At 59.8% G+C, this 5,065-nt stretch carries 7 protein-coding genes and 1 tRNA gene; all 8 read right to left on the reverse strand.

The annotated features are described in order from the left end of the window. Positions 1-50: 50 nt before the first annotated feature. Positions 51-125, reverse strand: a tRNA-Val gene (locus Q0341_RS13295). A 109-nt stretch (positions 126-234) separates the two neighbouring features. After that, the gene (gene dnaQ / locus Q0341_RS13300; RefSeq protein WP_299514201.1) at positions 235-945 is read right to left on the reverse strand and encodes a DNA polymerase III subunit epsilon; all 711 of its coding nucleotides are present in this window, start codon (positions 943-945) and stop codon (positions 235-237) included. Between the two features lie 16 nt (positions 946-961). Then, positions 962-1,300: an ISC system 2Fe-2S type ferredoxin gene (gene fdx, locus Q0341_RS13305; RefSeq protein WP_062405701.1), complete on the reverse strand. Its 339-nt coding sequence runs from the start codon at positions 1,298-1,300 to the stop codon at positions 962-964. A gap of 31 nt (positions 1,301-1,331) precedes the next feature. Beyond that, on the reverse strand, positions 1,332-3,197 hold the full coding sequence (hscA, locus tag Q0341_RS13310) for a Fe-S protein assembly chaperone HscA (protein ID WP_299514205.1): 1,866 nt from the start codon (positions 3,195-3,197) through the stop codon (positions 1,332-1,334). Between the two features lie 55 nt (positions 3,198-3,252). Continuing rightward, positions 3,253-3,768 carry a Fe-S protein assembly co-chaperone HscB gene (gene hscB, locus Q0341_RS13315; RefSeq protein WP_299514216.1) on the reverse strand — a complete coding sequence of 172 codons (516 nt, stop codon included), beginning with the start codon at positions 3,766-3,768 and terminating at the stop codon, positions 3,253-3,255. Between the two features lie 36 nt (positions 3,769-3,804). After that, positions 3,805-4,128, reverse strand: a complete 324-nt coding sequence (gene iscA / locus Q0341_RS13320; protein ID WP_108352478.1) for an iron-sulfur cluster assembly protein IscA — start codon at positions 4,126-4,128, stop codon at positions 3,805-3,807. A gap of 1 nt (position 4,129) precedes the next feature. Continuing rightward, on the reverse strand, positions 4,130-4,516 hold the full coding sequence (gene iscU / locus Q0341_RS13325) for a Fe-S cluster assembly scaffold IscU (RefSeq protein WP_299514210.1): 387 nt from the start codon (positions 4,514-4,516) through the stop codon (positions 4,130-4,132). Positions 4,517-4,548: 32 nt separating this feature from the next. Further along, the coding region (locus tag Q0341_RS13330) for an aminotransferase class V-fold PLP-dependent enzyme (protein ID WP_299514213.1) at positions 4,549-5,065 on the reverse strand (517 nt) is incomplete at its 5' end.

The raw sequence follows: 5,065 nt of genomic DNA on the forward strand, positions 1-5,065 counted from the left end.
CTTCCTCAACGCAAAAAGCCAAGTCAAATGACTTGGCTTTTTTATTTGTCTGGTGGGAGATGCAAGTTTCGAACTTGCGACCCCTGCAGTGTGAATGCAGTGCTCTACCCCTGAGCTAATCGCCCTACGCTGTGCAGCGAAGATCTCGATTATGTCATAAAAATTTGGCCCATCTGGCTCCAACACGGCAAAAAGTGTGCGCCTTCACAGCACGAACTTATCGCCCCAATTAGCTCAGGCGGCCTGCACCTGACGCCACACGGTCTTGCCGCCGCTGGATTTGTCGAGTTGGGTCAGAACGTCATCGTGGGCGGACAGCTCCTGAGCATTGGCAGGAAGCACGGGCAGCACATAACGGCTCAAATCGACCTGCATCACGGCAGCTTGGGTGTCCTTGGGCGCGTCGCCCGCATCAATCAGCAAGGCCTCTTGGCCGCGCGTCATGTTGATGTAAACATCGGCCAGCAACTCGGCGTCGAGCAAAGCGCCGTGAAGGGTACGGCCGGAGTTGTCGACTTCGAGGCGATCGCACAGCGAGTCGAGGCTGTTGCGCTTGCCGGGGAACATTTCCTTGGCTATGGCCAAGGTGTCGATGACGTTGCTGACGTAAGCCTTAAGCGGTTTCTTGCCCACGCGCTCAAGCTCTTTGTTCAAAAAGCCGACGTCGAACGCGGCGTTATGGATGATCAGTTCCGCATCACTCAGGTAGTCGAGGATGTCATCGGCCAGCTGGGCGAACTTGGGTTTGTCGCGCAAGAACTCGTTGCTGATGCCGTGCACTTTGAGTGCGTCTTCGTGGCTGTCGCGCTCGGGGTTGAAATAAAAATGCAGGTTCTTGCCCGTGAGCTTGCGGGCGTAGAGCTCCACACAACCGAGCTCGATGATGCGGTCGCCGCCCTCGGCTGAGAGGCCGGTGGTTTCGGTGTCCAGAACGATTTGACGCATGGCTGGCCGCTCCCGCTCAGTGCAGTTCTTTGGCGTGGTTGATGGTGTAGCGGGGGATCTCGATGACCAAGTCGCTCTTGGCCACAAAGGCCTGGCAGCTCAGGCGCGAATTGGGCTCCAAGCCCCAGGCACGGTCGAGCAGGTCTTCTTCGGTCTCTTCCATCTCATTCAGGGTCTTGAAGCCTTCGCGCACCACCACATGGCAAGTGGTGCAGGCGGCGCTCATGTCGCAGGCGTGCTCGATGTTGATTTTGTTGTCGAGCAGGGCTTCGCAGATGCTGGTGCCCGCAGGTGCGGTGATCTCGGCACCTTGGGGGCAGTACTCGGGGTGGGGCAGGATTTTGATGACGGGCATAGGAGTCTTTGAATTCGGTACAGATCAGACTTTACAAGGACTGGATGTTTTGGCCAGACAACGCTTTTTGGATGCTGTGGTTCATGCGCTCGGCCGCAAAGGCTTCGGTGCCTTTGGCCAGCGCTTGGGTGCAGTCTTCCAAGGCCTTGGCATCTTGTTCGGTTTGCACGGCGGCTTGAAGCGTGGCCATGAGTGCGTCGATGGCGCTGCGCTCTGACGCTTGCAGCAAATCGCCGTCGGCTGCCAATGCGCTGCGGGTGGCCAGCAGCATGCGGTCGGCATCGACCCGCGCCTCGACCAAGGCTCGCGCCTTCATGTCGGCTTGCGCGGTGGTGAAGCTTTCTTGCAGCATGGTGGCGATCTGGTCATCGCTCAGGCCATAGGAGGGCTTGACATCGATGCGGGCTTCGACACCACTGATTTGTTCTTTGGCCCCGACGTTCAGCAAGCCATCGGCGTCCACCGTGAAGGTCACGCGGATGCGGGCTGCACCTGCGGCCATGGGCGGGATGCCACGCAGCTCAAAGCGGGCTAGGCTGCGGCAGTCTTGCACCAGGTCGCGTTCGCCCTGAACCACATGCAGCGCCAGCGCGGTTTGGCCGTCTTGGTAGGTGGTGAAGTCCTGCGCCATGGCGGTGGGAATGGTCTGGTTGCGCGGAATGATGCGCTCCACCAAACCGCCCATGGTTTCGATGCCCAACGACAAGGGGATCACATCGAGCAGCAGCAACTCGCCAGCGGCGTTGTTGCCCGCCAACTGGTTGGCCTGAATGGCCGCGCCCAAGGCCACGACTTCGTCCGGGTTGAGGTTGTTGAGCGGGGCTTGGCCAAAAAAGTCAGCCACAGCTTGCTGGATTTGCGGCATGCGGGTGGAGCCACCCACCATGACCACACCTTGCACGTCTTCTTTGGCCAGTTGCGCATCGCGAAGAGCTTTGCGCACGGCCGTGACGCAGCGGGCCGTCAGGGCTTGGGTGGCTTGCTCGAAATCGGCGCGGCTGATGGACTCTGACAAGCTGCCAGTAGACAAGACTGCATTCAGCATGACCGCATCGGCAGTGCTGAGCGCTTCTTTGGCGGTACGGGCAGAGGCCTTGAGCACGGTTTTGTCTTCGGCCGTGACCGCCCTCAAGGCGGGCTGGCGCGCCAAGGCGAAGTCGGCCAAGGCCTGGTCGTAATCGTCGCCGCCCAAGGCCGAATCACCGCCTGTGGACAGCACTTCAAACACGCCTTGTGTCAGTCGCAGGATGGAAATGTCGAAAGTGCCGCCGCCCAAATCGAACACGGCATAAACGCCTTCGCTTGCGTTGTCGAGACCGTAAGCAATGGCCGCTGCAGTGGGTTCGTTGATCAGACGCAGCACATTCAGGCCCGCCAGTTGCGCAGCGTCTTTGGTGGCTTGACGCTGCGCGTCATCAAAGTAAGCGGGCACGGTGATGACCGCGCCGTAGAGGTCAACGTTGAAGGTGTCTTCGGCTCGGTAACGCAGGGTGGCCAAGATCTCGGCGCTGACTTCGACAGGCGATTTGGGGCCTTGCACCGTCTGGATGCTGAGCATGCCTTGCTCGCTGGCGGTGAACTCGTAAGGCAGCTTGCTGCGGTCGGCGATGTCGTTCAGGCCACGGCCCATGAAGCGTTTGACCGAGGCGATGGTGTTGACCGGGTCAGATGCGGCGGATTGCACGGCGTCAAAACCGATCTGGCGGCCCTGCCCCGGCATAAAGCGCACGACCGAAGGCAAGATCACGCGTCCATCGTCATCGGGCAAGCATTCGGCCACGCCGCTGCGCACCGAAGCCACCAGCGAATGCGTGGTGCCCAGATCAATGCCCACCGCGATGCGGCGCTGGTGCGGGTCGGGCGACTGGCCCGGTTCAGAAATTTGCAATAAGGCCATGGTCCATCAAGGGTGTAGTCAAGCCGCAAGCCCTTTCAGGCGATGCGGTGAGTGGTCAGGTCAATCGGTCGAGTTTAGCGTTCACTTCTTGCGTGAAACGCTCAATGAACATGAGCGCCCTCACCTGCCCTACGGCTTGCAGAGGGTCTTGCACGTCGTCGAGCAAGCGGGCCAGTTCTTGCTGCACTCGGCGCTGCTCGGCAGACACTTCATCCGCCAGCGTTTCCAAGCCTTCTGCGGATTCGGTGTCGTCGAGGTTTTCACGCCACTCCATCTGCTGCATGAGGAACGCTGCAGGCATGGCTGTGTTGTTTTCGGCCTGCACCGGCGCTCCACGCAGTTCGCACAAATAGGCGGCTCGCTTGAGCGGATCTTTCAGACGCTGGTAGGCCTCGTTGATGCGCACCGACCACTGCATGGCCACCCGCTGGGCGGCTGCGCCATCGGCGGCAAAACGGTCGGGATGGGCTTCGCGCTGCAACGCTTTCCAACGGGTGTCGAGCTGTGCGCGGTCCTGCGCGAAGCGCGCCGGCACAGCAAATAGTTCGAAGTCGTTGGCTTGAAGCGAGATCACACGCAAAAATTCACAGTCGGCTTCAAAGTCGGCTTACACGCGGAACGATTCACCGCAACCGCAGCGGTCACGCTCGTTGGGGTTGTTGAAGCGGAAGCCTTCGTTCAGGCCTTCGCGTACAAAGTCGAGTTCGGTGCCGTCGATGTAGGCCAGGCTTTTGGGGTCCACCAACACCTTGACGCCGTGGCCTTCAAAGACCACGTCTTCGGGCGCGATGTCGTCCACGTATTCGAGCTTGTAAGCCAGGCCCGAGCAACCTGTGGTTTTGACCCCCAGGCGCACACCAACACCCGAGCCGCGTTTGGCCAAGTACCGGGTCACATGCCGCGCGGCGGCAGCAGACAGTGAGATGGCCATGTCAGTTCAGGTGTTTCTTTTTGTAGTCGTCCACGGCGGCCTTGATGGCGTCTTCGGCCAAGATCGAGCAATGGATTTTGACGGGTGGCAGCGCCAGCTCTTCGGCGATTTGGCTGTTCTTCAAGGCCGCAGCTTCGTCCAGCGTCTTGCCTTTGACCCACTCGGTGACGAGTGAGCTGGAGGCGATGGCCGAGCCGCAACCGTAGGTCTTAAAGCGCGCATCTTCGATCACGCCCGTTGTCGGGTTGACCTTAATTTGCAACTTCATCACGTCGCCGCAAGCGGGCGCGCCGACCATGCCGGTGCCCACGTCGTCGTCACCCTTGTCAAAAGAGCCGACGTTGCGGGGGTTTTCGTAGTGGTCAACCACTTTTTCAGAATATGCCATGGTGTTTTCTCCGTATTCAGGTCAGTGTCAAATCAGTGGGCAGCCCACTGAATGGTGCTCAAATCAATGCCATCTTTGTGCATTTCCCACAGGGGGCTCAAGTCACGCAACTTGGCCACGTTTTCGCGGATGGTCTTGATCGCGAAGTCAATTTCTTCTTCGGTGGTCCAACGGCCAATGGTCATGCGCAAGCTGCTGTGGGCCAGCTCGTCGCTGCGACCCAAGGCGCGCAACACATAGCTGGGCTCCAAGCTGGCCGAGGTGCAAGCCGAGCCGGACGAGACCGCCAAACCCTTGATGCCCATGATGAGTGATTCACCTTCAACAAAGTTGAAACTCATGTTGATGTTGTGGGGCACGCGCTGGGTGGCGTGGCCGTTCAAAAACACCTGCTCCATATCGCTCAGGCCATTGAGCAGGCGATCGCGCAAGACGCGGGCTTTGGCATTGTCTTGGGCCATTTCAAGCTTAGCGATGCGAAACGCCTCGCCCATCCCGACGCACTGGTGCGTGGCCAAAGAGCCCGAACGCATGCCGCGCTCATGGCCG

The sequence above is a fragment of the uncultured Limnohabitans sp. genome (genome assembly GCF_937889215.1).
GTDB lineage: Bacteria > Pseudomonadota > Gammaproteobacteria > Burkholderiales > Burkholderiaceae_C > Limnohabitans_A.

What these genes read in the sequence shown, in the direction of transcription:
- dnaQ (WP_299514201.1), bottom strand. Translation starts at nt 945, where the DNA reads ATGCGTCAAATCGTTCTGGACACCGAAACCACCGGCCTCTCAGCCGAG.
- iscU (WP_299514210.1), bottom strand. Translation starts at nt 4,516, where the DNA reads ATGGCATATTCTGAAAAAGTGGTTGACCACTACGAAAACCCCCGCAAC.
- hscA (WP_299514205.1), bottom strand. Translation starts at nt 3,197, where the DNA reads ATGGCCTTATTGCAAATTTCTGAACCGGGCCAGTCGCCCGACCCGCAC.
- iscA (WP_108352478.1), bottom strand. Translation starts at nt 4,128, where the DNA reads ATGGCCATCTCACTGTCTGCTGCCGCCGCGCGGCATGTGACCCGGTAC.
- fdx (WP_062405701.1), bottom strand. Translation starts at nt 1,300, where the DNA reads ATGCCCGTCATCAAAATCCTGCCCCACCCCGAGTACTGCCCCCAAGGT.